General features: G+C 68.7%; 21 protein-coding genes, 1 tRNA gene and 2 pseudogenes. 10 read left to right on the top strand and 14 right to left on the bottom strand.

Features of this window, described 5'->3' with window-relative positions; translation table 11 throughout:
- Positions 1 to 170: 170 nt before the first annotated feature.
- Positions 171 to 1,493, bottom strand: a complete 1,323-nt coding sequence (locus tag CWS50_RS11770) for a glycoside hydrolase family 1 protein (RefSeq protein WP_127842944.1) — start codon at positions 1,491 to 1,493, stop codon at positions 171 to 173.
- 306 nt (positions 1,494 to 1,799) lie between these two features.
- Between CWS50_RS11770 and CWS50_RS11775 the strand changes: the two genes are divergently transcribed.
- Positions 1,800 to 5,018 (top strand): alpha-L-rhamnosidase, encoded by a 3,219-nt coding sequence (locus tag CWS50_RS11775; RefSeq protein WP_127842945.1) that lies wholly within the window; start codon positions 1,800 to 1,802, stop codon positions 5,016 to 5,018.
- Positions 5,019 to 5,776: 758 nt separating this feature from the next.
- On the opposite strand, the gene CWS50_RS11780 is transcribed toward CWS50_RS11775, so the two are convergent.
- Positions 5,777 to 6,349 (bottom strand): hypothetical protein, encoded by a 573-nt coding sequence (locus CWS50_RS11780; protein WP_127842946.1) that lies wholly within the window; start codon positions 6,347 to 6,349, stop codon positions 5,777 to 5,779.
- Between the two features lie 175 nt (positions 6,350 to 6,524).
- Here CWS50_RS11780 and CWS50_RS11785 point away from each other — a divergent pair, with 175 nt between their 5' ends.
- Both CWS50_RS11785 and CWS50_RS11790 read left to right on the top strand, forming a co-directional pair.
- Positions 6,525 to 7,850, top strand: coding sequence for an AAA family ATPase (locus tag CWS50_RS11785; protein WP_127842947.1), 1,326 nt, complete (start codon positions 6,525 to 6,527; stop codon positions 7,848 to 7,850).
- A 1-nt stretch (position 7,851) separates the two neighbouring features.
- Positions 7,852 to 8,463: an RloB family protein gene (locus tag CWS50_RS11790; protein WP_127842948.1), complete on the top strand. Its 612-nt coding sequence runs from the start codon at positions 7,852 to 7,854 to the stop codon at positions 8,461 to 8,463.
- 744 nt (positions 8,464 to 9,207) lie between these two features.
- On the opposite strand, the gene CWS50_RS11795 is transcribed toward CWS50_RS11790, so the two are convergent.
- The 3 genes and pseudogenes from CWS50_RS11795 to CWS50_RS14110 all read right to left on the bottom strand — a co-directional run.
- Complete coding sequence (locus CWS50_RS11795) at positions 9,208 to 10,065, bottom strand: glycoside hydrolase family 3 protein (RefSeq protein ID WP_243118332.1); 858 nt, start codon at positions 10,063 to 10,065, stop codon at positions 9,208 to 9,210.
- A 73-nt stretch (positions 10,066 to 10,138) separates the two neighbouring features.
- Positions 10,139 to 10,579: pseudogene (locus CWS50_RS14105) on the bottom strand (MFS transporter); the annotation flags it as partial.
- 2 nt (positions 10,580 to 10,581) lie between these two features.
- Positions 10,582 to 10,749 (bottom strand): annotated as a pseudogene (locus CWS50_RS14110) (MFS transporter); the annotation flags it as partial.
- Between the two features lie 325 nt (positions 10,750 to 11,074).
- Here CWS50_RS14110 and CWS50_RS11805 point away from each other — a divergent pair.
- The 3 genes from CWS50_RS11805 (at position 11,075) to CWS50_RS11815 (ending at position 13,189) form a co-directional block, all read left to right on the top strand.
- Positions 11,075 to 12,121, top strand: a complete 1,047-nt coding sequence (locus CWS50_RS11805; protein WP_127842949.1) for a Gfo/Idh/MocA family oxidoreductase — start codon at positions 11,075 to 11,077, stop codon at positions 12,119 to 12,121.
- A gap of 184 nt (positions 12,122 to 12,305) precedes the next feature.
- Complete coding sequence (locus CWS50_RS11810; protein WP_127842950.1) at positions 12,306 to 12,590, top strand: putative quinol monooxygenase; 285 nt, start codon at positions 12,306 to 12,308, stop codon at positions 12,588 to 12,590.
- A 182-nt stretch (positions 12,591 to 12,772) separates the two neighbouring features.
- Positions 12,773 to 13,189 (top strand): DUF2218 domain-containing protein, encoded by a 417-nt coding sequence (locus tag CWS50_RS11815; RefSeq protein ID WP_127842951.1) that lies wholly within the window; start codon positions 12,773 to 12,775, stop codon positions 13,187 to 13,189.
- Positions 13,190 to 13,341: 152 nt separating this feature from the next.
- Here the strand turns inward: CWS50_RS11815 and CWS50_RS11820 are convergent, their stop codons facing one another.
- The 5 genes from CWS50_RS11820 to CWS50_RS11840 all read right to left on the bottom strand — a co-directional run bounded on the left by CWS50_RS11820 (position 13,342) and on the right by CWS50_RS11840 (position 18,307).
- The gene (locus tag CWS50_RS11820; protein ID WP_127842952.1) at positions 13,342 to 14,847 is read right to left on the bottom strand and encodes an MFS transporter; all 1,506 of its coding nucleotides are present in this window, start codon (positions 14,845 to 14,847) and stop codon (positions 13,342 to 13,344) included.
- A 48-nt stretch (positions 14,848 to 14,895) separates the two neighbouring features.
- Positions 14,896 to 15,756 carry an IspD/TarI family cytidylyltransferase gene (locus CWS50_RS11825; protein ID WP_243118333.1) on the bottom strand — a complete coding sequence of 287 codons (861 nt, stop codon included), beginning with the start codon at positions 15,754 to 15,756 and terminating at the stop codon, positions 14,896 to 14,898.
- 39 nt (positions 15,757 to 15,795) lie between these two features.
- On the bottom strand, positions 15,796 to 16,278 hold the full coding sequence (locus tag CWS50_RS11830; protein WP_127842953.1) for a CarD family transcriptional regulator: 483 nt from the start codon (positions 16,276 to 16,278) through the stop codon (positions 15,796 to 15,798).
- Positions 16,279 to 16,389: 111 nt separating this feature from the next.
- On the bottom strand, positions 16,390 to 17,112 hold the full coding sequence (locus CWS50_RS11835) for a response regulator transcription factor (protein WP_127842954.1): 723 nt from the start codon (positions 17,110 to 17,112) through the stop codon (positions 16,390 to 16,392).
- Position 17,113: 1 nt separating this feature from the next.
- Positions 17,114 to 18,307 (bottom strand): sensor histidine kinase, encoded by a 1,194-nt coding sequence (locus CWS50_RS11840; RefSeq protein ID WP_127842955.1) that lies wholly within the window; start codon positions 18,305 to 18,307, stop codon positions 17,114 to 17,116.
- Positions 18,308 to 18,396: 89 nt separating this feature from the next.
- Between CWS50_RS11840 and phoU the strand changes: the two genes are divergently transcribed.
- Positions 18,397 to 19,083, top strand: a complete 687-nt coding sequence (gene phoU / locus CWS50_RS11845; protein WP_127842956.1) for a phosphate signaling complex protein PhoU — start codon at positions 18,397 to 18,399, stop codon at positions 19,081 to 19,083.
- A gap of 148 nt (positions 19,084 to 19,231) precedes the next feature.
- Here phoU and CWS50_RS11850 read toward each other — a convergent pair whose 3' ends face one another.
- From CWS50_RS11850 to CWS50_RS11860, 3 genes are all read right to left on the bottom strand, one after another.
- Entirely contained in the window at positions 19,232 to 19,969 is a 738-nt protein-coding gene (locus CWS50_RS11850; RefSeq protein ID WP_127842957.1) for a phosphoglyceromutase, read from the bottom strand.
- Positions 19,970 to 20,150: 181 nt separating this feature from the next.
- The gene (locus CWS50_RS11855; protein WP_127842958.1) at positions 20,151 to 20,468 is read right to left on the bottom strand and encodes a histone-like nucleoid-structuring protein Lsr2; all 318 of its coding nucleotides are present in this window, start codon (positions 20,466 to 20,468) and stop codon (positions 20,151 to 20,153) included.
- A gap of 527 nt (positions 20,469 to 20,995) precedes the next feature.
- A tRNA-Thr gene (locus CWS50_RS11860) sits at positions 20,996 to 21,068 on the bottom strand.
- 524 nt (positions 21,069 to 21,592) lie between these two features.
- Here CWS50_RS11860 and CWS50_RS11865 point away from each other — a divergent pair.
- Both CWS50_RS11865 and CWS50_RS11870 read left to right on the top strand, forming a co-directional pair.
- On the top strand, positions 21,593 to 22,975 hold the full coding sequence (locus tag CWS50_RS11865) for an amino acid permease (protein ID WP_423243495.1): 1,383 nt from the start codon (positions 21,593 to 21,595) through the stop codon (positions 22,973 to 22,975).
- Position 22,976: 1 nt separating this feature from the next.
- Positions 22,977 to 23,993, top strand: a complete 1,017-nt coding sequence (locus CWS50_RS11870) for an asparaginase (protein WP_127842960.1) — start codon at positions 22,977 to 22,979, stop codon at positions 23,991 to 23,993.
- Between the two features lie 48 nt (positions 23,994 to 24,041).
- On the opposite strand, the gene CWS50_RS11875 is transcribed toward CWS50_RS11870, so the two are convergent.
- Positions 24,042 to 25,628: an alpha/beta hydrolase gene (locus CWS50_RS11875; protein ID WP_127842961.1), complete on the bottom strand. Its 1,587-nt coding sequence runs from the start codon at positions 25,626 to 25,628 to the stop codon at positions 24,042 to 24,044.
- Positions 25,629 to 25,822: 194 nt separating this feature from the next.
- Here CWS50_RS11875 and CWS50_RS11880 point away from each other — a divergent pair, with 194 nt between their 5' ends.
- Entirely contained in the window at positions 25,823 to 26,749 is a 927-nt protein-coding gene (locus tag CWS50_RS11880) for a helix-turn-helix transcriptional regulator (RefSeq protein WP_127842962.1), read from the top strand.
- Positions 26,750 to 26,784: the final 35 nt, after the last annotated feature.

Below are 26,784 nucleotides of genomic sequence, written 5' to 3' on the forward strand. Positions count from 1 at the left end.
GACGAGCACCGAAGGAGCCGCTGGGAAGAATCTCGACCACCCCAGGGCCCGGCCGACCTGAATATGGCCTCTGCGGCCAGGAGGAATGCCAGAGGAATCGGCTTGCGGTGAGGATTCGGTCACCTATGAGGAATCGGTTCATGCTGAGGATTCGGCAGGCCCCGGCAGGCTCAGTCCCCGCCCAGGCACGTCCCGTTTGTACGGGCGATCTCGCCGAGCACGTAGGCACTAGGCTTGGGCGTGCGCTCCTGGGTGGAGCGGTCCACCGCAATGATGCCGAACCTGGGGCCGTAGCCAAAGACCCACTCGAAGTTGTCCATGGCCGACCAGCACATGTAGCCGCGCACGTCCACCCCGTCGGCAACCGCGGAGCCGACCTCGCCGATCGCGGTGCGCAGGAAGTCGACCCGCTGGATGTCGTCCTCCGTGTTCAACCCGTTCTCGGTTACGTAGATCGGCATCTGGAGCGCATCCCAGGCCTGGCGCACCACCGCCCCGACGGCCCAGGGCCAGATCTCCTCACCGCCCTGGTTGAGGGTGGCCCCTGGCTCCGGTGGTACCGGACCCTCGGGGCCGAGCACGGTGCGGTTGTAGGTCTGGAGGCCTACGAAGTCGTCGCCCTCGCTGGCACGCAGGTAGCGCAGGTTGCTCTCCTCGGTCATGCGCGCCACCCGTTCCTCACCGCCGGGTGCGGCGTGAAAGTCGGAGTTGGCCAGGGTCCATCCCACCTGCATCGCGGGCCTGACGGCCTTGATCGCCTCGACGGCGGCGCGGTGGGCCGCGAGCTTGATCTCGTAGGCCTCCTTGGTGGCACTGAGCTGGAATCCCGCCACCCTGTCCGGCGTCGTCCCCAGCGCCGCCGCAGCCCCCTCCCAGGTGGGGTTTCCGAGCCGTTGGGAGGGCTCGGTCTCGCACATGCCCATCTCCGCCAGGAGGACAGCGAGGTTGGGCTCGTTCATGGTGCAGACGATGTCGAACAGGTCCCCCAGCTCCTCGGTGACGCGGCGGCAGTAGCGGGCAAACAGGGCGGGGGTGGTGGCGTCCTCCCAGCCGCCACGGGCGATGAGCCACTGGGGGGAGGTGAAGTGGTGGTAGGTCACCAGCGGGGTGAGACCATGCTCGTGGCAGGCCCGCAGCACGTCCCGATAGTGCTCCACGGCCACCACCGAGAACTCCCCGGGAGCGGGCTCAATACGGCTCCACTCCAGGGAGAAGCGATAAGCGTTGAGCCCCAGGGAGGCCAGCAGGGCGATGTCCTGGCGGTAGCGGGTGAAGTGGTCGCAGGCGTCGCCGGAGGACTCGGTGTACATGGTGCCCGGCACGTGCTCGTAGAGCCAGACGTCGTTGTTGGTGTTGCCGCCCTCCACCTGGTGGGAGGCGGTGGCGGCGCCCCAGAGGAAGCCCTCGGGGAACGGGGTGGCTGACGAGATGCCGGGCACGGACAGCGGCAGGCTGGGTGCAGAGGAGGTGACAAGAGGGCCAGTATCGATCATGGAGTGTCTCCTGTGGTGAGGACCGGGTCAGATGAGGAAGAGGACAGGGAGCAGCCGGGAACGGACGACAAGGTGACAGCCAGGGCGGGGACTATCACGCCCAGCACCGCTGGGCCAGGGTATGGGCCAGGGTAGCTGTGTGCCCTGCACGGCCTCCGGCTGCTCCTGCGCGCCTTCTCTCTGTTTCTCTGTCTACCTGCACCGTCTACCCGCACCGTCTACCCGCACCTCCGGAGCAGCAAGCCCTTCCTAGTCGGCTGTTGACGTGGAAGCCGGGAGCACCTACAGTCATGAAACGGTTCAACGATGACCCTGGAGATCCTGATGCCCACTGATCACATACCCGCGCACGACGACCTCCACCACCCCCACCACACCGGCCCTGCCCGCACACCACAGAAGGTGACCCTGCTGGAAGAGGGCGCCCCCCGACTCACCGACCCCGTGGGCGACCTGGCCGCGCCCACCAGGCTACGGGTCGACCACCACCGCGCGGGCTACGAGGTCCTCGGCGGAACCGGACCGTCTCCGTCCCTGTCCTGGGAGGTCCCCACCGCCCCCTCCGGCTGGACGCAGGCCGTGGCCGAGGTCGAGGTGACCCGTACGTCCCCGCTCACGGTCCCGGTGCCCAAGACAGCCCCGCCCCAGGCCTCCGCTGCCCCGGTTGGCTCAGCCGACCCACTTGAGCCAACCAGCCCAGAAGACCCAGCCATCCCGGCTGACCCAGCCTCCCCGACCTCTACCTTCACGCTGCACGGCCCGACCTCCACTTTTGTCCCCTGGCCAGCCGCTCCCCTGTCCTCCCGCGAGCGCGCCACATGGCGGGTTCGCGTCGCCGGAGCCGATGGCGCCTTCTCTGCGTGGTCCGAGCCTGCCGTCGTCGAGACCGGCCTGCTCGACCGAGGTGACTGGACAGCCCGCCCCGTCAGCGCGCCCGGCAACCGGCGCGAGGACACCGCCCCCGTCCTAGTGCGCCGCCTCGTGGTGCCGCAGCGGCCCGGCACCACCGGCGCCCCTGCCTCAGCCCGCCTCCACGTCACCGCAGGCGGGGTCTACGAGGTCTTTGTCGACGGGACTCGGGTCGGTGCCCACGAGCTCGCCCCCGGGTGGACGGAGTACCGGGACCGACTCCTGGTCCAGACCTACGACGTCACCGGGCTGCTGCCCCCCGGAGAGCACGAGGTCGCCGTCGTCCTGGGCAACGGCTGGTACCGCGGGCACCTGACCTGGTACATGCGCGACCGCGTCTACGGGGAGGCCCTGTGGCTGCTAGCCCAGCTGGAGATCAGCGACGGCGCCTCCACTACCGTCGTGGGCACCGACGCCGCGTGGACCTGGCGCCCCTCCAACGTCACCGCCAACGACCTCTACAACGGCCAGACCACCGACCTGCGCCTACCCGCCCTGGGGGAGGTCGCCGCCGAGGCCCCGGTGGAGGTCCTGGACCTGCCCGAGGCAGACCTGGAGCCCACCACCCTGCCGCTGCCCACCGTGGTCGGCGAACTCAGGCCCCAGCGGGTGATCACCACGCCGTCAGGCAGGAAGGTCCTGGACTTCGGCCAGAACCTCACCGGGCACGTCCGCCTCGCCGTTACCTCGGGTGAGCCCGGGACCACCATCACCTTGCGCCATGCCGAGGTCATGGAGGACGGCGAGCTCGGCACCCGCCCGCTGAGGCAGGCACAGTGCACCGACCGGGTCGTCCTCGCGGGTACCGCCACCCCTGAGGCCCCCGAGGTCTTCGCCCCGACCCTGACCCAGCACGGCTTCCGCTACGTCGAGGTAGAGGGCCTGGAGCCGACAAGGCGTGACGACACCGGCAGCACAGACCGCGCAGGCATCCCGGACCAGGAAGGCACCTCGGGCCAGCAAGGGGGCACTACCAGCACAGACCGTACGGACGTGGTGCTCATGGAGGCCGCCACGGCCCGCGTGGTCTCGGCAGGTATGGAGCGCTCCGCCTGGTTCTCCTGCGACCAGGAGCTGGTCAACCGTCTGGTGGAGAACACACGCTGGTCCACCATCGGCAACTTCATTACCGTGCCTACTGACTGCCCGCAGCGCGACGAGCGCCTGGGGTGGACAGGTGACATCGCCGTCTTCGCGCCCACCGCCCTGTCCCTCTATGACGCGGGCGCCTTCCTGGCGTCCTGGTGCCGCGACCTGGTATCAGCCCAGGCCCCGGACGGCGCTGTGCCCGTCGTCGTCCCCGACGTACTGGACGGCCCCCAACTCACCTGCGCCTGGGGCGACGCCGTCACCCTGGTGCCCTGGGCCATCTACGAGGCCACGGGCGACACGGGCGTTCTCAAGACCGGTATCGAGGCGATGGAACGCTTTGTCGCGGGCGTGGCTGCCGCCGCAGGCCCCTCACGCCTGTGGTGCGGCGGCTTCCAGTTCGGCGACTGGCTCGACCCCGACGCCCCGCCGGAGGAACCTGCGGCCGCCAAGGCCGATCCCGACGTGGTGGCCACCGCCTACTTCGCCCGCTCCGCCCAGGTCGTCGCCCAGGCCTACAAGGCCCTGGGGCGTACCGAGGACGCCCAGCGCCTGGGTGCCCTGGCCGGCGAGGTGCGCCAGGCCTACCTGGACGCCTACGTCACCGCGAACGGGCTTATCGTCTCCGACTGCGCCACCGTCTACGCTCAGGCCCTGGCATGGGGGCTGCTGGACACGCCTGAGCGCGTCCAGGGTGCTGGCGACCGCCTGGCCGACCTGGTCCGTGCCCGGGCCTTCAGGATCTCGACCGGCTTCGTAGGGACCCCGCTGGTACCTGCGGCTCTGGTGCAGGGCGGGCACCCCGGCGTGGCGGCACGCCTGATCCTGGAGACAGGGTGCCCCTCATGGCTCTACCCAGTGACCATGGGGGCCACGACCACCTGGGAGCGCTGGGACTCCATGCTGCCCGACGGCTCGGTCAACCCCGGGGAGATGACCAGCTTCAACCACTACGCCCTGGGGGCCGTGACCCAGTGGCTGGTGAGCGACCTGGCGGGTCTGGAGGTAGTCACGCCCGGGGGCGGGCGGCTTCGGGTGGCCCCGCAGGTCGGTCACGGGTTCTCCTCGGCGAGCGTGGTCCGTCGCCTCCCGGGCGGGACGACGCGCGCCTCCTGGCGGACCGACGCCGGACGGCTGCACGTACGCGTGCAGGTTCCGGTCGGAGCGCAGGCCGAGCTGGTGCTGCCGGGAGCCGAGGCTGAGACCGTGGGACACGGCCTGCACGAGCGCGTGGTTACGCTACCTGCGAGCCACGCTGGCTCCGACGCCGCTAGCCGGGCCGTCCGGACGGTCCGTGACCTCGTGGACGACCCCCGTGCCTGGCAGCGTCTTGCCGACGCGGCCACGCAGGCGGGGCACCCGATGTACACCCGGGACGCGCCGGTCCAGCTCGCCTCCCTGCTCAGGCGTGAGCTGGACCGGCCGGTGTCGGTGGTGGCGCAGGCCGCCACCGTGTACGGCTTCGTCCCCGGTATGGAGGCCACGAGACAGGCCCTGTCCGAGGTCGTGGAGGGCCTGGCTCCCTAGCCAACCATACTTCCCAGGAGTTTTTCAGACAGCAGTCGTGGCTCCTTTCAGGGTGGCAGGGTTACATAGTTCTTGCCGCCGGACGGAACCGGCCCCGAGGGTTGGGGAGCCCTGGGACGGGTCGTCTTCCGAGGAGTTGCCGGGTCTTAGGGAGCCCGCGTGACACCGCTCTGGCGAAGGAGGCGGCCACCTCCCCGGGTGCATGGGAGCCCGGGAGCGGGAAGGCCCCTCGTGAGGCTTGGGCCCGTGTGCCCGGCGCCCTTCGGTGCCGGGCACACGGGCCAAGTCATGTTCTGCGCGGGGAAGACGAACCGACGGATTCGCGGCCCCTCGGAGCATGCGTGTCGGCACAGCCCAGCTTAGAGGCAGAGCCGTATCTCCCAGGGCGCGGACAGAGGCAGACAGCACGTCCTCCTCGCCCCGAACCTCAACCCAGCACGTAAGGTCCCGTCCCAGCCAGACCAGCCGATAAAACTTGTGCATGCGCACCGTTGCGTAAAGACAGCCGACCTGCCCATAACGGCCATACATGTCCTACCCCGACGGGCCGGGAACCGGGAACTTTGTACCGCTACGGTGGAGGCACCGGCAGACACAGCTGCGCCACAGGCTGGAGCCCTTCCAGCGCAAGCGCCTAGCGCACGTCCTTTAGCGCAGGTCCTGGCGAGCCACGGACCACGGCAGCAGCACTGGCAACCACTGGCAGCAGGGTCACAGACCTTGCTGCTGTACCGACCCTCTGAGTCGGCAACCTCGTCTCAGACCTTCCAGGAGATGCCGCTGACGAAGGTGAGGAAGTCCTTCTCGGCAGCGGAGGCAGCGGCGTCGGCTGAGGTCCCGGTGCGCTGGACCAAGACGACGACGCTGCGGCCCTCGCGTGTAGCCATGGCTGCCCGTACCGCGACGTGCTGGCCATCGGTCTGCGTGGTGCCGGTGTAGACCTGGGCGTCCTCGCCATCGACGTCCACTGCGCCCGAGCTCGTGACGTCCGACTCCCCGAGGTCCGTGGCGGCAGCGATCTCAGAGACAGCCTGGTCCTCACTCGGCTCACCGGCCCCCAGGTCGATGACGCCGCTGCCAGCCAGGTCGTCGTCCGGGTCCACGAAGACGATGCTGTGGCCCTCCTGGGAGTCGTCCTGCGTCCCCTCGGGCTGGGTGAGGCTGACCAGGTCCTCCAGGGCGACGTCCGCAACGGCGCCTTCCGAGGATGACACCTCGGCCGAGGCGCCCGGAGCGGAGGCGTCTGCGCCTGCCGAGTCGTCCGCAGTGGAGGCGCAGGCCGTCAGCGGCAGGAACAGGACGGCTGCGAGCACCAGGAACCGGGTTTTCATGCAGGTCCTTTCGTTATCGGGTAGCGGGCCACAGTCTAACCGGTCCACCACGCCAGGAGCCTCGGCTCGTGCGAGCACCACCTTCCACCGCTCCGGCCACTCCCGCACCACCCTACGAGCACCCCGAATCGGGAAGGAACTTCCCATACAAGGAACTAGCGCTATTATGGGTCCTATGCTGCTCGCCTTCTCGGTTGCCAACTACCGAACCTTCCGTGACGAGGTCACCCTCGACCTCACCCGTCGCAGCCTGCGCACGCTCACTCCCAGGGACGGGGAGACGTGGGAGGGGCTGACCTGGCGGGTTGCGGCCGTCTACGGTGCCAACGCCTCGGGAAAGTCCACCCTGCTGGACGCACTCCAGTCTTTCTCAGCCGCTGTTGGCGGGCACCGAGACATCCTCCACCAGCCCTACCTGCTGGACGAGCAGCACCCCGTTGCCCCGACCACCTACACCCTCGACTTCACCCGAGGGTCCCAGCGCTACAGGTACTTCGTAGAGGCCCACGGCTGGGGCATCGCCCACGAGGAGCTGTGGGAGGCTGAGAGGCGATGGAAGAGACTCTTCCTGCGCACCCAGGACCGTGACGACCCAGAGCCCACAGTTGTCCCCGGGCCGTCCCTGAGGGGGGCCACGGCCGAGGTCCGCCGTATCACCACGTCTAAGGACCTGTTCCTGGCGCTCGCGCTGCGCTACCGCCACGCCTCCCTGGCGCCGGTCGCCCGCTCCCTGAGGTCCATACGCCCCATCCAGCACACCGACATCGAGCGCGACGCACGCCTCAGCTGGCTGACAGAGCACCTGGCCGAGGAGACGGCGGGCGCCACACAGTGGCACGACGTTGTTGATGCTGTCGCCCACAGCGCAGACCTGGGCATCCTGCGCGTCGAACTGGAGGAGCGGGACATCCCTCACGAGCTGCTCGCAAGGATCAGGCTCCTGTTCACCTCTGACGACGAGGAGCCACCGGAGATCCCCGACGAGCTGCTGCGCCAACTCCAGCACTCCCTCGTCTTCGTGCACCGTGGTACCGATGGCAAGGAGTACAGGCTGCCCCTGGAGGCCCAGAGCCAGGGCACGCTCACCTGGCTGGCCACTATGGGGCCGGCCGCCGACGCCCTGAGCCACGGCCACCTTCTCCTCGTCGATGAGCTGGACGCAAGCCTGCACCCGACGGCCGTCGCGTCCCTCGTCGAGCTGTTCAAGGACACCGACCTCAACCGCCACGGCGCCCAACTGGTGTTCACCACCCATGACGCCAGCCTGCTGGGCAACTCCCCCACACAACCGCTGGAGCGCGGTGAGGTGTGGCTGTGCGAGAAGGACGATGACGGCAGCGCTGACCTGTACTCCGTCGCCGACTTCACCGGTCCCCGCCAAGGCACCAACAAGGAACGACAGTACCTAGCTGGCGCCTTTGGCGCCGTGCCTCGAGTAGACACCTCCAGCCTTCGACATGCCCTCACAGCGCCCTCGCTCTACCGGGAGGTCGAGGGCTGACATGGGTCCCAGACAGCCCAGACCGCACAGGGGACGCACAGACCGCCAACAACGTAGGACAGTCCTCATTGTCACCAACGGCCGCCAGACCGAGAAGATGTACCTTGACCACGTCAAGCAGCAGGTTAGCCGGGACGTATCCGTCACGACTCGGTTCATCAACGGTGACCCTCTGACGCTCATCAAGGAGCTCCAAAGACCTCGCACCGACCTGTCTGCATACCGGGAAGTCTGGATTGTCGTGGACCAGGACGGGCAGGACTGCTCGAAGTTCCTGAGAGGCTGCCAGAGCCTGAACACTCGGACCACAGAAGCCCACGGCGTCATCTCCGTCCCCTGCTTCGAGGTGTGGCTCAACGCCCACTACGGCCCCGTCCGCAACTACCAGAACCAGGCTGACGCGCAGTACCACTACCGTGAGCTCACCGGCCTGTCAGCCAGGCAGGAGAAACTAGTACCTCGCGACTTCCCGTGGGCGGAGGCACAGGCTGCGGCTCAGCGGTGCTTCCTGCCCTCTGACGGGCTGCCGGGTCTCGACACCCAGCCGAGCCGCTCCGCCACCACGATGCCTCACCTGCTGCACAGCCTCAGGCTGGTAGACCTCAAGAACTGACACAGCTCGTCGCAGCATCCTCATAGATGAGTCGGCACGTCAGTCTTCCGTGAGGATCCGGTGCATCTAGGTGCACCAGGGAGGAGGCAGACATCAGGTCAGGCCCCAGTGACCCGCTACGTTAGGAGAACGCCGAGGACGTCGCCGCAGCCACCGCTGCACGAGCGGAGAGCGAGCCGCCGATCCCACATGATAAGCTCATGGCCGAGCTTCTGGTCCTCGGTCCTACGGGTAGGCCACCGCCGTCCTCACCCGCCCGCGTACAGGCGGACCGGAAACTCCCCGGGCACCCGGCCGTACCCGCTGCGCCTGGGAGCCAGCACCACTGGCCCACAGACAGTCCGCCTGTCCGCCGAACCTGTCACACCTGCTGCGCCCGACAGGTCTGTACCACCCGGGTCACGCGGCACCCGTCGCAGGACCACCGGGGCCAGCGGGTCCAAGGTGAATGTGACCCGGGTGCAGCCCTTTCGGTGGCCGTGGAGCCCGGCGCCCTCAAGGCGGCGGGGACCAGGGCCTACCGCTGGGTGTCATCAGCCCAGAAACCAGGTGAGAAGGCGATCTCGACCTCGCCGAACCCCGCTGCGGCGACGGCGCGCAGCTCCTCCACCAACTCAGCCATCGGGACCGGGGGCTCACGGCCGTCTCCTCACGGGTCATGGCCCTGAAGGTGCGCGAGAGGCCGGTCAGGCGGCGACAGTGAGGACCAGGAGCTCAGTCCCGGAGTCCAGGCCGAGCCTGACCTCAAAGTAGGAACTGGGCTCTGGGCTCCAGGTCCTGATACTTGGAGGTGAAGGCTCTGCAGGCTAGGCGGCCCGTCCTGGCCGACGTCACAGGCGAGCCTGACCATGACCCGCTGGTGGCGGCAGGACGACCGGTGGTCTCGTGGGCATCGTATGCGGCAGGCACCTGGCCCTCGTATCGTGGGAACCCGGTAGACAGCCTTCCCGATGGGGTGACGGTACCAGTGAGGATATCGGCAATGACCTCCGGGGCGGTGGTACCCAAGTGCCAGGCCTGGAGGACAGCACCGGTCAGGTCAACCCGCTTCTCGACGACCAGCGGGCGCCCGGACACGAGCACGACCGCCAGGGGCGTACCGGTGGCGGCAACCGCATGGACAAGCGCGACCTGGTTGCCTGGAAGACGGAGGTCGGCGCGAGACACCGCCTCCTCGGTGAGGTGGCTAGGTTCCTCAAGAGCGAGGACCACCAGGTCAGCCGAGGCCACACGGCGCGCCAGGAGGTTCTCCACCCCGGAGGTATCTCCGACCACGACGCCTTGCAGCCTCTGTGCGGACATGCTCACCGTATTAAAGTCGCGCCCGTCCTTGGCACCACCGGAGTCCTCACCCTTCTCCGCGGCCGCGCGACGCGCCTCCAGGTCGGCGGTGATCCGTTCCGCCATCGGCCGGTCCAGCCTGCAGAACAGCAGCGGAATAATGGCGACAGCAGCCAGGACGGACGGGACCAGGTTGGCTACGACGTTGATTCCGATCAGCGCCTGGTCGGTCTGGACTCTGGCCCCACCCACGTAGCCGAAGGCGCCCATGATAAGCAGACCGAGCCTCCCGAACAGCCTGACGAGGTTGATAAGGAGCAAGGCGAAGACGATCAATCAACTGCCCGTTATCCAGGACCGCCCTAACCGTGTGCCCGAAAGGAACCCTGGGCTGCTCCGGCGTCAGGGTGATGACCTCCCTGGCCCTCAAGGCCGTGACCCAGAAGAGGGGCACAGCCAGAACCGCGAGAAGGCCCATGGTCGGCACGAAGCCCCTGGCACTGTTTTCGTCGTCACCCGCGCCAGAAAAGAGGAGCGGCAGCGGCATGACAACCGCCCTCAGGAGGATCTGGGACAGGCCGCGCCCCCACCGAGCGCAGCCAGTCGAGGTCAAGACGGGTCCCGTGGCGGTCGTCATGACCCCGGCCATGGCCCAGTAGGGAATGTTGACCACGGTGTTGAGAAAGCCGTAGAGAAAGCACAGCACCACGTAGGCGACGCCCGCATACCAGACCTTGGCAGTGGACCCGGCGCTGGGCGATGTGAAGGCGAGGACAAAGGAGACGGCGAGCAGGGGCGCGTCGAAGATGATGTAGGGACGGAAGCGGCCCCCCACCGGGATCTGGTGCGCTCGGCGAGATAGCCGAGTCCCAGGTCCTGGACTCCGTCCAGGATGCAGGCCACGAGCATGATCGTGGCTGCGGTGGCAGGGGTGATCAGAGCGACATCGGTGTAGAAGATGAGGAACCAGGAGCCGACGGTGGTCCTGGGAGCCGAACTCGGCAAAGGGAAAGGAGAGCTACGTCCGGCTCAACCTGGGGCTGGGCATGGGCATCGTCTCCGGGGCAGGTGCACCGAGGGGCTGGGGCCAACCCCGGGGAGATCGCCCACATCCAGGTCGGAGACCCGGGCGGGAGAAGGTGCCGAATGCGCGAGCTGGTCGAGCAGCGTCGCCAGGACGTGTGAGGCTGCGGTGAGCGGTACCAGCCGCCACGAGGCAAGGCAGGGAAGAGCTGCTTGGAGCACACGAAGGTCAGTCCCACGCCGGGCCGCCTCCTGCCCCCAGGGGAGTGCTAGTGTCGTGAGCACCATAACGGCAGGAGACAACGGCATGGCAAGGCGCATCCTGAGCATCGGGTTCATCGGCAACGGGAAGGGGACCAACCGGTACCACATCCCCTTCTCGCAGGCGCTACCCGAGAAGTTCCGCGTCAAGACCGTGCACGCACGCCACATCAGGCACGACGTGTGGCCAGCGCTGCCCGGCGTGACCTACACCTCCGACCTGGAGGTCGTGCTCACCGACCCCGAGATTGACGTGGTGGAGATTAGCACGCCGCACTCCACGCACTACGAGCTCAGTCGGCAGGCACTCAAGGCGGGCAAGCACGTGGTGTGCGACAAGGCCTTTGTCGGCACCGTGGCACAGGCCGAGGAGCTCTACGCGCTCGCCGACGCCCAGGGTGTCACCGTCCAGTGCTACCAGAACCGCCGATTCGACTCGGACTATCTCACGGCGCGTAAGGTCATGGAGTCGGGCAGGCTGGGCAAGGTGTTCGAGATCGTCACGCACTACGACTACTGGCGCGAGGAGTTCGTTGAGCACGGGAGGACGGGCGTCTACGACCGCCTCTCAGGTATCGTGTACGGCCACTCCTGCCACTGCGTCGACCAGCTCATCGACTGGCTCGGCGTGCCCGACCGCTGGCACGCCGAGGCCCGCCAGCTCTACGGGCCAGGACGTCCCGACCTGTACTTCGACTTCGACCTCTACTACGACGACCTGGGGATCAAGGCGACCGCGGCAGCAAGCTACACGGCCGCTATCCAGCGCCCGAGCTTTGAGGTGTACGGCGACCGCGGTACCTTCATCAAGGTGGAGAAAGACCAGCAGGAGCGCGACCTCAAGCACTTCTACCTTCCGGCAGGCCACGAAGACTTCGGCCTCGACATGCCCGAGCAGTGGGGCACGCTGCGCTACTACGACGACGACAGCCGCATGCACGAGGAGCGGGTGGAGACCGTGCGGTCGACCTACTCCATGTTCTACGACGCCCTGTACGAGACCGTGGCCCACGGCGCCCCGCTGCTGGTGCGGCCCGAGGAGACCCTGGCCCAGCTGCGGATCCTTGAGGACGCGGTCAAGGACCTGAGATAGGCGGCGGCCCCGGACCTGGCTGCAAGAAGCCTGAGGACCAGGCCCGCCCGGCACCACCGTGGCGCATCGCACCTGTGCGGGCCACCTTGCAGAATGCCCCGGTGCCGTCGTTCCTCCGGGTACGTGACCACCGCCTCCACGGGCACCGCGCACCCACCCGTCCCACCTCGCAGGAAGGACACCTATGATCCACGTCATCGCCACCTTTGCGGTCAGCCCCGGCCAGGTCGACAGGTTCATCGAGACGGCCCAGCCCCTTGTGTCAGCCTCACGCGCCGAGAACGGCAACATCTCCTACGAGCTGCTGCGCTCGCGTGAGGAGCCCACCCGCCTGACCTTCCTGGAGACCTGGAGAGACGACGCCGCGCTCCAGGCACACAGCGCCTCGCAGCACTTCACCACGATCATCCCCCGCCTGCTGCTGCTTGCCGAGGGGGAGCCCTCGACCGTCCAGTACGTAGCAGCCTGACGGGTGTATCAAGCAGCCGCCTGCTGCCAGACCAGGCCCCGGGACGACGGGGCGGGGACCTCGTCTTCACCGGACCGAGCCAGGGCGACTTCGATGCCCACTTCCGCGCCACCCCGGCCAGCGGCGCCAGCCCCGCTGCACGTTGCTGGCGACCTCCATTCCACACAGGTTAGTCTTACCTTATGGATACTAGCCCGTCACACCACAGCACACAGCACCCTGTCCTCGACCACCACTCGACCGCCCGCGTCGCCACGAGCAGCCCGTCACGCTACGGGCTGCAGCTCGTGAGCCACATGGGCCGCAAGATCCAGGCCGAGTGGAACGACACCACGTCCACCGGACAGCTGGCCTTCGACCTCGACGGCCCGGTGACCGGTGTCGTCGACCTCACCTGCGAGGCTGACACCCTGGTCATGGCGCTGTCGGCCGCCAAGGACGAGCAGGAGCGTCTGGAGCAGGTGGTCGGCTCCCACCTGGCCCGTTTTGGCTATCGCGACGGCCTGGCTGTCTCCTGGACACGGCAGGACGGCTCAGCCGGGACCACTCAGGGCCCTCTGTCCAAGGAGGACGTGGAACGCCTGAGCCGCAGGCGCTAGGGAGCACGCTGCCCGCCAGACCATCAGGCCAGCGCCTCCGGCTGGACGCAGGAGCACGCCAGGCATGCCAGCACCCCGCCACAAGCAGGCTGGGCGGCTCCAGGCACGCTCTGACCCGCACGCCCGGCGCACAGTCTGCCCTTGGCCCAGCGTCACGCCCCGGCACCACCGAGGGCGACGTGCCCGTCGGTGTCTCTGACCCGCAGCATGAGCAGCAGGCCCGCCAGCACGACCGCGACGACTCCCAGGACCCCCCAGTGGGTGGCGCCCACGCCCTCGACCGAGGCGCCCACCCCGAGGAGCACCCCGTACATCGTGGGTGCCAGGAAGGACACCGCCCGCCCGGTGGTGGCGTAGAGCCCGAAGACCTCCCCCTCCTGGCCCGGCGGGATGAGCCGCGCCAGGAAGGAGCGCGACGCCGACTGGGCCGGCCCCACGCAGCCCGACAGCACCAGCCCCAGCCCCCAGAAGACCCCGGCTCCCGCGTCGTGCAGGACGAAGACCAGGACCCCTGCCACCGCCAGGACGACAAGGCTGCCCAGGATGACCCGACGGGCTCCGACGGCGTCGTCCAGACGCCCGGCAGCAATTGTGGTCACCCCGGCCACCAGATTCGCGGCGACGGCGAAGACGATGACGTCCCCTGCGGAGAAGCCGAAGGTCGCCTGGGCGATAACGCCGCCGTAGGTGAACACGCCCGCCAGCCCGTCCCGGAACACGGCAGAGGCCAGGAGGAACCACAGGACCTCCGGGTGGTCGTGACGCAGACGCACGAGGGTGCGCCACAGGCTCACGTAGGAGGCAGCCAGTGACTCACGAGGCCTGGGCGGCCGCTCCTGCTGGTCGTCGTCGGGCTCGGCCTCCATGCTGGCCGTCTGCCGCTCCTCCCCCCGGCTGGCCTCCTCCTGGTTGGTCACGGCGACCCGGGTACGACGGCGCCTGGCACCCCGCCCAGACTGCGTCACCACGAGCGGCAGGGCGAACAAGGCGAACCACAGGGCAGACAGCAGCACTGACACCCGGACGTCCAGTCCGTCCTCGCCAGTGACACCGAACCACCCCACCGGCGGCTGTATGAAGCCGACGTAGAGGATGAGCAGCAGGACGATGCCTCCGATATAGCCCATGCCCCACCCCAGGCCGGAGACGGCCCCGATCCTGTCCCTGGTAGCCAGGTGGCCCAGCATGCCGTTGTAGTTGACGGTAGCCAGCTCGAAGAAGACGTTGCCCACCCCCAGCAGGACGATCCCCAGCCACAGGTAGCCAGGCCTGGGCAGCACCAGGAACATCGCCGCAGACACAGCCACCACGACAGCCGTGTAGGCAGCCAGCCAGAACACGGTGCGCCCGGCCTGGTCCGAGCGCTGGCCCGTGACCGGTGCCAGGAGGGCGATGCACACGCCCGCCACGGCCAGCCCGGTGCTGAGCGCGGACTGGGTGGAGGCCTCGGGGCCAAAGGCCTCGCTGGTGAGGTAGACGGTGAAGACAAAGGTTGTGATGACGGCGTTGAAGGCCGCCGATCCCCAGTCCCACAGCCCCCAGGCGAGGACGGGCCAGGTCAGCAGCGACGGGCGGCGCGGGGAGGAGGCCGTGGGAGAGGCGGGCAGCGGGCCTGCGCCTGCCGGGGGGCGCGAGGGGGACGGGGCAGGCGTTGTCATGGAGGGAACAATACTGGCCCCGGGCAAAGGCGGGCGTGTACGGGGGACCTAGTCGCGCAGGACGGCCTCGGCCAGGGCCAGGTCCAGGGGCGTGGTGATCTTGAAGGCCTGCTCATGCCCGGCCACGACGACGACCTTCCCGCCCTGGGCCTCGACCAGTCCGGCGTCGTCCGAGGCCGCCAGGGCCTCGTCCACCTCCCTGGTGGCGCCAGCCCGGTGGGCCGACACCAGGACGTCGGCGGAGAAGCCCTGCGGAGTCTGCACGGTGCGCAGCCGCGCACGCTCGGGCGTGCCGACGACGGCCTCGGCCCACGGCCTGGGCGGCTCCTCACCTCCCGCCTCCGGACACCCGGGAAGGCCCGGCACGGCCGACAGGTACACCGCCCCGGGCTGGGCCGCCACGAGCCCCGGGGCCACCTCCTTGACCGTGTCGGTGACGGCCAGGGCGGGAACCACCGCACCGTGACCGGCACGCACCGCAGCCACGACCCGACGCGTCACCTCCGGCGGGGTCAGTGCCCGGGCCGCGTCGTGGACCAGCACCACCTCGGCAGCTGGCATCCTGCCCAGCGCAGCCTCCAGGCCCAGGCGGACCGAGGCCTGCCGGGAGAGGGCCGAGCCCGCCACGACCTCAGCAGCCACGGCAGCCACTCCATCCACCTCGGCACGGAAGCGGTCCAGCTCCGCAGTCGGCGCGGTCACCACGACATGGTCCACCACGCCGGAGTCGGCAAGCCCCTGGACAGCGCGACGCAACAGGGACAGCCCTCCTACCCTCACCAGGGCCTTAGGGCCTCCCGCCCCCAGTCGACGGCCTGAGCCTGCCGCAGTCAGGACAGCCACCACGCCCTCAGCGGGGTGGGCGAGGGGCACGGAAGGGGAGGAGTCGGCAGGGCAGGTGGGGCTCACACGTGGGACAGTAGCGTGGAACCGTCGTGTCCGCCGGGATCAGGACGCCAGCGCCTCGTCCAGCCGGGACTCGGCAACCTCCTCCGGGGTATTCTGGGCCAGGGCCAGCTCAGAGACCAGAATCTGCCTTGCTTTGGCGAGCATCCGCTTCTCTCCGGCAGACAGTCCCCGGTCCGTGTCACGGCGAGACAGGTCACGAACCACCTCAGCCACTTTGATGACATCACCAGAAGCGATCTTCTCCTGGTTGGCCTTGAAGCGCCGCGACCAGTTGGTGGGCTCCTCGGTCAGTGGCGCCCGCAGAACGTCAAAAACCCTCTCCAGACCGGTCTCATCGACAACGTCACGAACCCCGATCAGCTCGACGCTCTCCGCAGGGACAAGAATCGTCAGATCCCCCTGAGCCACCTCAAGCTGCAGGTAGGTCTTGGACTCACCCCGCACCTTACGCTGCCGAATATCAATAATCCGGGCTGCGCCGTGATGGGGGTAGACAACGGTCTCGCCGATCTCAAAGGTCATAGGGATGACTCTCCAGGTTGTTTGTGGAGCCCTAGTTTATCAGGGAACCCTGCCGTAACGGCGAGGATGTATCTCACAGGAGTCTCGCCTTCTGTGCCAGAACCGGCGAGATCAGGCCCCCGGACCACCTGGGATGAGCCGGTAGCCCAGGCCGCGCACGGTAACCAGCACCGTGGGCCGGGAGGGCTCAGCCTCGATCTTGGCTCGCAGCCGCTTGACGTGGACATCAAGGGTCTTGGTGTCGCCCACGTAGTCAGCGCCCCAGACCTCGTCGAGGATCTGGCGACGGGTGAGGACCCGGTCCTGGTGACGCAGGAAGAGCTCCAGGAGCTCGAACTCACGCAGCGGCATCGCCACCACCTCCCCGCCCACCCGTACCTCGTGGCGCCCCAGGTCCATGACGACGCGCCCCGCCTCCAGCACCAGCCCCGTCTCCTGCGGCAGGCTGGCCGCCCGGCTGCGACGCAGCACCGCGTTGACCCTGGCAGCCAGCTCACGGTAGGAGTAGGGCTTGGTGACGTAGTCGTCGGCACCCAGCTCCAGCCCCACGATCTTGTCCACCTCGGAGTCCTTGGCACTGAGCACGATGATGGGCACCGCAGAGCCGTGCCGGATCCGGCGGCAGACCTCGGTCCCGCTCAGGCGCGGCAGCATCAGGTCCAACAGGACCAGGTCTATCGGACCGCAGCCACCGGGGGCGGAGGCGGCCTCAAAGACCTCGACCGCAGCGACCCCGTCCACGGCCTGGACCACCTCGAACCCGTCACGCCTCAGACTCAGTGTCAGCGGCTCACGGAAGTTCTCCTCGTCCTCAACCAGGAGAATACGTGTCACGTCACTCTCCTCCCAGCTGCGTCCCCTGGAGCAGCCCGGCCTCACGCTCACGCAGCCGAGGCAGGACCAGTGTGAAGGTCGAGCCCCGCCCCGGGGCGGACCACACCTCGACAGCGCCTCCGTGGTCAGCAGCGACGTGCTTGACGATGCTCAGGCCCAGCCCCGTGCCGCCAGTGGAGCGCGAACGTGCCCTGTCCACCCGGTAGAACCGCTCAAAGACCCGGTCCTGCTCATTCTTGCTGATCCCGACACCCTGGTCCACGACCGCGATGCGCACCAGACCGTCGTCACGCTCGTCCAGGGAGGTACCGACAGCCACCCGGCTGCGGGGGGCGGAGTAGCGCACCGCGTTGTCCAGGAGGTTGCGCACAGCCGTGGTGATGAGGGCGGTATCGCCACGGACCCGCAGCCCCGGCACGCCCCCGGAGACCAGCTCGACCTGGCAGGCCTCCGCCTCCACCCTGACACGGTCCAGGGCCTCGGCGACGACCTCGTCGAGCTCGACCTCCTCGGGCTCCTCCAGGGCGTCACCCTCCTGGAGCCGCGTCAGCTCGATGATCTCGTGGACAAGCACCTCCAGGCGACGCGCCTCCTTGCGTATGCGCCCCGCATAGTCGCTCACGAAGCCAGGGTCCAGGGAAGGGTCACGGGCGCCCTCCTCCACGGTCTCAGCCAGCAGCGCTATCGCACCGACAGGAGTCTTGAGCTCGTGAGAGACGTTGGCCACAAAGTCCCGGCGCATCTCCTCCACCCTCCGCGCCGCCGTGCGGTCCTCCGCGAGGACCAGGACACGCCCCTGCCCCAGCCCGGCGACCCGTACCTGGAGGTAGAACTGCCCCGCTCCGCTGACAGGCCCCCGCGCCACCGTCACAGGAGCCTCCTGGGGCGAGCCTGCGGCACGCACCGTTGCCACCATCGCGGCCACGGCCGGGTCGGCCACGGCGTCGTCACGCACGATGTTGTAGGTGTAGGCGCTGGCCGAGGCACGCAGGACCTCGTCGTCCTCGTCCAGGACGACGACGGTCGAGCTGAGGGCCGCCAGGACGGCGACGACCGTGTCGGTCCCGGCCAGTCCACCCGACTGCGGGGAGTCCTGGTACCGCCCCCTGCCACGCGCCCCGCCCAGGACCCGGACAGCGACCGCCCCTGCCACCGCCCCGACGACAGCAGCGATGAGCAACCAGACAGCTTCCACGTCCTCTAGGTTAGAAGCCGGGGCTGTTCTCGCCGACCTCCCACGCCCCCGTACGAGATCGAGGAACAACCGAGGAACAGGAGCATGTCGTGCGTGACATCTTCCATCAGGAGCTCAGACAGCTAGGCGCCGACCTTGAGTCCATGGCGCACCAGGTCGCCACCGCTGTCGAACGTGCCGCCGAGTCCCTGCGTCACGGCGACATTATCGTCGCTGAGCAGGTCATCGACGCCGACGAGCGCATCAACGACCTCCAGCGCGACATCGACGACCTGTGCGTCATGCTGCTGGCCCGCCAGCAGCCAGTTGCCGGCGACCTCCGTCACGTCCTGTCCGCCCTGCGTATGGCCCAGACCCTGGAGCGCCAGGGGGACCTGGCCCGCCATGTCGCGGCAATCGCCCGGGGACGCTACCCCGAGCCACCCGCCCCCGAGCCGGTCCTTGGCCTCCTCCTGCAGATGGCGGACCTGGCGGTCCGAGCGGGCAAGGACGTGGCCCGGCTGGTCGAGAGCCGCGACCTGGGCCTGGCCAAGACGATCGAGGCCGGGGACAGTGAGCTGGACGCCCTGCACCGCAGGTCCTTCCAGATGATCCTGGACCCGGCTCACGAGCTGAGCCGCCAGCAGGTCATTGACGCGGTCCTGCTGGGCCGCTTCCTGGAACGGTTCGGCGACCACTCCACCTCCGTGGCCCGTCGAGTCGCCTACCTGGTCTCAGGGGCGTCGCTGCCAGAGACCCACGACAACGAGGACGCCGACGCCCTGCACCAGCCCTGACCCGACCGCCACACGCCACGTGGGCCGTGCACCCCTGTAGCCGGGTGCACGGCCCACGTCAGTCCTCAGGGTCAGAGGCGCCCCGGAGACAGTCGGTAGGGGCGAGCAGCGGCAGCCGTGACAACCTCAGCCGCCGTCTGGCGGCGTCTCACCTGCCCTGGTTGGCCACTGCGGCGATCTTGGCCTCAGCCTCAGGGTCAAGGTAGCGGCCGCCCTTGGTCAGCGGCTTGAGAGTCTCCTCGTCGAGCTCGTAGACGAGCGGGATACCGGTCGGGATGTTGACACCGGCGATGTCCTCGTCGGAGACCTCGTCAAGGTGCTTGACGATTGCCCGCAGCGAGTTGCCGTGGGCAGCGATCATGACGGTCCTTCCCGTCCGGATCTCCGGGACAACCGTGCCCTCCCAGTAGGGCAGCAGACGCTCCAGCACGTCCTTGAGGCACTCCGTGGCAGGAATGGGCTCCCCGGCGTAACGGGGGTCCGAGTCCTGGGAGAACTCTGAGCCCAGCTCGATCTCCGGGGGAGGGACGTCATAAGAGCGGCGCCAGAGCATGAACTGCTCCTCGCCGTACTCGTCCCGGATCTCCTTCTTGTTCTTGCCCTGGAGGGCGCCGTAGTGGCGCTCGTTGAGCCGCCAGTGCCGTTCCACCGGAATCCAGTGGCGATCTGCGGCGTCCAGGGCCAGGTTAGCGGTCATGATGGCACGACGCAGCACGGAGGTGAAGAGCTTCTCAGGCAGGACTCCCGCCTCCTTGAGGAGCTCACCGCCGCGGACAGCCTCTGCACGCCCCTTGTCAGACAGCGGCACATCGACCCAGCCGGTAAAGAGGTTCTTTGCGTTCCATTCGCTCTCGCCGTGGCGGAGCAGCACGAGGGTGTAAGCCATGGGCCTATCCTGCCAGGCCTTGCCCTGCAGCGCGAGACCCCGGGGCTCCCGGGGCGCCGAGGACCCTCGTCCCGGCCGACGGCCCGGGACGCAGGGCAGAACGCCCTGGCTGTGACGCGGCTGGCGACCAGGACGTCAGCACGAGGACCGGGTCGGCCGACGGGACCTCGTGCCGCGCCCCTCAGTGGGCCTTGTAGTAGGCGTCACGGACCTCCGCCGAGACACGGCCGCGGTCAGAGACCTCCATACCCTGCTCCCGCGCCCACTCGCGAATCTTCTGCGTGTCCGACGACCCGGAGGGGCGACGTCGGGTGTTACGCCGTCCACCGACGCGACGAGCCTTTGCCACCCACTCCTCAAGAGACTCACGAAGAGCGGCTGCGTGCTCGTCGTTAACGTCAATCTCGTAGGTGACGCCGTCAAGCGCGAACGTGATGGTCTGGGTCGCCTCGGAGCCGTCGACGTCGTCGACGAGGATGACTTGCGTCTTCTGTGCCATGGTCCCTCAATCAGATGCAGGCGCGAGATTACCTGGACGAATCCCGCTCTGGACGGTATCCAGACTAAACGTCTTCCGGAATTGATGCAACACTAGCCACCAGACCACGCCCTCTAACCCCGCAGGGTTACCCCGATAACGGACCCGGCGGGGAAGTCGGAGCGACCGACACGGACGTGCTCACGACCCAGCAGGGAAGCGGGGAAGAAGGTGGCAGGACCATGAGCCGGCCGCGTCCCGGCCGGGCGGCCGCAGGACGGCTTTTCAATATTGGCCACCTATTTTCTCAGAATCCTCCCAGGATTAGCCGACAGGCCAGAGGCACAATACCGACCTGAGGAGCCTCACACCTCCGGGCAGCCACCCTCAGCACCCGGCCCGCCAGAGACCACAGCCCTGTCTCTCCAGCCGCCCTCGACCTGGGCCCACCCTGAATGCCGCAGCCACCGCCCCGTCCTGCAGGCACAGGCGCCCGCAGGCACCGTAGAGCGAAGACAGCCTGGCACATAGTGCCAGGCTGTCGGTCGAGCCGCCTGTGGGAATCGAACCCACGACCTATTCATTACGAGTGAATCGCTCTGCCGACTGAGCTAAGGCGGCGCACCGCTCGACGCGGGCGCCCCGAACATACCGGTCCGGGCACCCTGTGTGCAATCTGCTGCAGGACGGGCTGACGGTGTTTCTGGACACAGCAGGAACGACCCCGGCCACCGGACAGGTGTCGTCGGCGGGAACCGCCGGGCAGGCCGTCGTTCCCGCCCTTCCAGGGAGCAGGCAGGCAGTCGGGACCGCCTTGTGCGCAGCCCCCACCGGGGGAAGGCGCTAGCCTGGTCCCAGCAGGCCCGCCTGCCCCGCACCCTGGCCGACGCCAACGGCACCGCGACGGCACCGCAACAGCACTGCGGCTGTCCGCGCTCCCGACGGAGCACCAACTCCCACGAGAACAGGCACACGGCGACCGGCACACGCGACGCAGGACCTCCAACCCGTTAGGACCAGCCATGGCACAGACCCCGCACCCGCCTCGCACCTCACCCGGAGAGCGCCCTGCGCCAGGGCAGGGCGCTCTCCGGGACAGGGGGGACACCGGGTACAACAAGTCCCTGAAGAACCGTCACCTCCAGATGATCGCCATCGGCGGGTCCATCGGCACCGGCTTGTTCCTCGGCGCCGGAGGGCGTCTTGCCCAGGGCGGTCCCGGCCTGGCCATCGCCTACGCCGTGTGCGGCCTGTTCGCCTTCCTCATGGTACGAGCCCTAGGCGAGCTGGCGATCCGCAGGCCCTCCTCCGGGGCCTTCGTCTCCTACGCACGGGAGTTCCTGGGAGAGAAGGGCGCCTTCGTCACCGGCTGGCTGTTCTTCCTGGACTGGTCGGTCACCGTCATGGCCGACATCACCGCCGTAGCCCTCTACCTGCACTACTGGAGCGCCTTCCACGTGGTACCCCAGTGGGTCCTCGCGCTTGTCGCCCTGGCTCTGGTGTTCGCCCTCAACATGATGAACGTCAAGATGTTTGGCGAGGCCGAGTTCTGGTTCGCCCTCATCAAGGTCGCCGCTATCGTCGCATTCATGGTGGCCGCCATCTGGGCCATCCTCGTGGGGGCGCCAGTCGGTGGGTCCACCGCCGGCCTCCACAACATCACCGACAACTCCGGCGTCTTTCCTGAGGGCCTGCCAATCGTCTTCGCGCTGACGCTCGGGGTGGTCTTCGCCTTCGGAGGCACGGAGATGGTAGGGGTGGCCGCCGGGGAGGCCAAGGACGCCGCACGCGTGCTTCCCAAGGCCATCAACTCCATGATCCTGCGCATCTTCGTCTTCTACGTCGGGTCCGTAGCCCTCATGGCGCTGGTCCTGCCCTACACGGCCTACTCCGCCAACGAGTCACCTTTTGTCACCTTCTTCTCCGGCCTGGGCATCCCCCACGCCGGAGACATCATCCAGGTTGTCGTCCTCACCGCAGCCATGTCCTCGCTCAACGCCGGCCTGTACGCCACCGGGCGCACCCTGCGGTCAATGGCTGTGGCAGGAGAGGCACCCAGGGTCGCGGCGGGGCTCAACAGGAACCAGGTGCCTGCCGGGGGCATCATCCTCACCTCTGCGCTGGGGCTGCTGGGGGTCGTGCTCAACGCCTACCTGCCCGAGGACGCCTTCGAGATCGTCATGAACCTTGCCGGAATCGGTATCGCGGGCACCTGGGCGGCCATTCTGGTCACCCACCTGGCCTACCTGCGAAAGGTCAGAGCGGGGGAGGAGACCCGGCCCGACTACAAGATGCCCGGGGCACCCTGGTCCACCTACGCCGCCCTCCTCTTCTTCACCGTCGTGGTGGCCTCCAACCTCGCCAGCCCCGCCGGGCGCTGGACGCTGGCACTCTTCACTGTCGTCGTCATCATGATGGTGGCTGGCTGGTACGCGGTGCGCGGCCGTATCCGTGGGGACCTCCTCGACGAGGTCCTGGCTGACAGTGCCGAGGACGCAGGCAGCACCAAGGACGCTAAGGAGGACTGACATGCGCGTCCACATCACCTACACCGGGGGCACCATCGGGATGGTGGACTCCCCCCGTGGGCTGGTCCCGGGCGCGGATCTGGAGGGCTGGCTCGCCACCCTCCTGGACGGCACCGACCTCGCCCAGAACGTGACGATGACAGCCCTGGACCCGCTCATCGACTCCTCCAACGCCACACCGCTGTCCTGGCAGGCCGTCGTGGAGGACCTGCGCACCCACGCCGCCTCGGACCCGCACCAGGCCTTCGTGGTCCTGCACGGCACCGACACCATGGCCTACACCTCCGCCGCCCTGTCCTACGCCCTCACCGACTTCCCCTGCCCCGTGGTCGTCACCGGCTCCCAGCTGCCGCTGGGCGTCGTGGGCTCGGACGCCGCCCCCAACGTCACCGGGGCGCTGCGGGCGGCCACGAGCGGGCGCCTGGAGACAGTGGCCCTGTTCTTCGGCCACCGTCTCCTGGCCGGCAACCGCGCCACCAAGAGCTCGTCGTGGGCCTTCAAGGGCTTCACCTCCCCCAATGCCGCGCCCCTGGCCATGACAGGCGCACCCTGGCAGTGGTCGCCCCCGCAGGCCCAGGGATCAGGCTGGCCTGGGGCGCTGCCCTACACCCGCCACGACGTGGTCGTAGTGGACCTGGCCCCTGGTATCACCGCCCAGCGGCTGGAGGCCATGCTGACCCCCCTGCCGGAGGCCGTCGTGCTGCGGGCCTTCGGCGTCGGCAACGTCCCCAGCCAGGAGCCCGGGCTGACCACCGTGATCGCGGAGGCCGTCGCGGCAGGCGCGGCGGTCGTCGTCGCCTCCCAGTGCCAGGAGGCTGAGGTCCTCCTGGGCCACTACGAGGCCGGTGACGCGCTAGCCCGCGCCGGGGCGGTCGGCAGCCGCGACATGACCCTGGAGGCTACCTACGCCAAGGTCCAGTTCCTGCTCAGCCAGGGCCTGCGCGGGGCCGACCTGGCCGCCGCCGCAGGCCGCTCAGTGGCCGGGGAGCTGACCGAGCAGGCTCATCAGCCCGGGTAGCCCGAGCGCCCCGGTGGGGGCAGGGAGCACACAGCCACCGACGCTCGCTCAACCCCCGCAGGTCAGGCCCTCCTGCGGCACGTCCCCTCTCAGCAGGTAGGCGTCAACAGCATCGTCCACGCAGTCGCCAGCCCGGCCGTAGGCCGTGTGCCCCTCACCCTCCCAGGTGAGGAGCTGACCAGACTCCAGCTGGTCGGCCAGGGAGACCGACCACTCGTAGGGGGTCGCCGGGTCACCCGTCGTGCCGACGACCAGGATCGGTGCGGCACCACTGGCCGCGACCTCACTGTTCTCGCGGCTAGAAAAGTGGTCCCAGCCCTGACAGTAGGCGTGGCCGTAGACCAGCTCCTCGCCAAAGGTGGGCGAGGCCTGCCTCACGGCCTGCGCCTGCTCCTCCCAGGCTGCCTCGTCACCCTCAACAGGGTAGTCCTGACAGTTGACGGCGTTGATGGCCTCCGCGCTGTTGCCCCGGTAAGCGCCCTGGCTGTCCCGCTCGGCGAGGGCGTCAGCCACAGCGAGCAGTCGCGAGCCGTCCGGGTTGTCTCCCATGGCCTGGCTCAGCCCCGCCGTCAGAACAGGCCAGAGGTCCGTGCTGTAGAGGGCACCCAGGACAGCGGAGCGCGCCAGGGGACGGGTGAGCGGCCTGCTGGGGTCCCCGGTGGGGATCGGGGACCCAGCAGTGGAGTCCAGGAGCTGGCGGACCTGCTCGACCCCGGAGCCGACATCGCCGGTGAGAGGGCAGGACGGCCCGGACTGGCAGTCCTCGACATAGACGCGCAGTGCCCGCTCAAAGCCCTCGGCCTGGCCCTGGGTGACCTCATCCAGGCTGAGGGCGGGGTCAAGGCCGCCGTCCAGGACCATGCGCCCCACGTTGCCAGGGAACAGGTCGGCGTAGGTCGCCCCCAGGTAGGTCCCGTAGGAGTAGCCCAGGTAGGTCAGTACGTCCTGGCCGTTGACCGCGCGCAAGACGTCAAGGTCACGGGCGGCGCTCACAGTCGAGATGTGGTCCAGGAGCCCGGGCACCTCAGTGGCCTCCTGGCAGGTGGCCTCGTCCTCCTGGGCAGCGGCAGCAGCCTGCTGGGGGGAGGCGTCCTCCTCCTGCCCGTCGGCGCCGCTACGCCGCTCATCGAGCTCGGCGTCGGTCCAGCAGTCCACGGCGGTGGACTGCCCCACCCCACGTGGGTCGAAGCCGACGACGTCGTAGCTGTCCGTCACGTCCTGGGAGAACCGTTCCGTCACCCTCTCGACAAAGGTGACTCCCGAGCCTCCAGGACCACCCGGGTTGACCAGCAGCACGCCCGCAGACTCCCTGTCTGCGGCGCGTCTCTTCATCGCGATGTCGATGGTCCGCCCCTCCGGGGCGTCATAGTCCAGGGGGACGGAGACAGTGGCGCAGGTGTAGCCGGTGTCCTCCTGCGTCCTGTCCATGCCCTCGCTGCACGGGTACCAGTCAGCCTCCTGGGAGTAGTAGGACTCCAGGCCGACCGGGACCTCCGGGGAGGCCTCGGCAGAGGCGGGTGTCGCCGCGACAGGCTCACCTCCCTGGCAGGCAGTCAGGCCCGTGCAGGCGAGCAGGAGGGCACACGGTACGACGAGAAACTGACGAACACGGCGTTTGGTCGTGGAGGTGCTCACGACGCGAGCCTACGGGCACGCTGGGCTCCCGTCTCTCCTTCTCAGGGCGGAGCCGCCCGTACCCGCGTCCTGCGCCGGTGCCCGGGGTGCCACGACCTCGGCCGCGTCGAGCCGTCCGTGCCTGCGTCCCGCGCCCCCTGGAGGGGACCCGAGGGGCCTCCCGGCGGGGGACGTCACCACGTAGCCTGGCTCCCATGGACATCCGCGAGGAGATCAAGAGGTTCCTCACCACGCGCCGCGCCAGGGTGACACCACAGATGGCAGGGCTGCCTGCCGCAGGCGGCAACCGCCGGGTACCGGGGCTCCGTCGTGAGGAGGTGGCTCTTCTGGCCGGCATGAGCGTGGACTACTACACCCGCCTGGAGCGCGGGAACCTGTCGGGCGCCTCCCGGGAGGTCCTGGACGCCCTGAGCCAGGCGCTCCTCCTGGACGACGCGGAGACCCAGCACCTGCACGACCTGGCTCGTTCTGCCAGCCCCGGCGGACGGGTACGGCGCCACAGGACGTGCCGTACCTCGGTCAGCGTGCGCCCCGAGGTCCAGTGGATCCTGGACTCCATGTCGATGCCAGCGGCTGTCTACGACACCACCGGCACCTACCTGGCTACCAACATCATGGCCCGGGCACTCTACTCCCCGATGTTTGTCGATCCCGCACCCGGGCTGGCCGACAGAGGCAGGGGCAGCACGAGGCCGAGCATGCCCCGGTTCATGTTCCTGGACGAGCGGTCGCGCTCCTTCTTCCCCCGCTGGGAGCAGGGCGCTGAGGACCTGGTAGCCATGCTGCGGCTGGCAGCAGGATCGGACCCCGGCAACCCCAGGCTGACCGCGCTCGTCGGCGAGCTGTCCACCCGCAGCCGCGAGTTCTCCACCATGTGGGCACGCCACGACGTGCGCTACGTGTGCCGGGCGGACAAGCTGGTGCACCACCCGGTGGTCGGTGAGATGCACCTGGTCTACGAGCCCACCGCGATGACCAGCAGCCCAGGCCTGACCATGGCCGTCTACGGGGTGGAGCCCGGCAGCGACAGCGCCCAGGCCATGCGGCTGCTGGCCTCCTGGGCCGCCAGCGAGTTCGCCTCTCCCGCGCAGTCGGCCAAGGACACGCACATAGCCGACTAGCGTCCCGAGAACCTGCCTGAGGGCTGGTCAGGGTG

The organism is Actinomyces wuliandei (genome assembly GCF_004010955.1).
In the GTDB taxonomy this organism is placed as follows: Bacteria; Actinomycetota; Actinomycetes; order Actinomycetales; family Actinomycetaceae; genus Actinomyces; species Actinomyces wuliandei.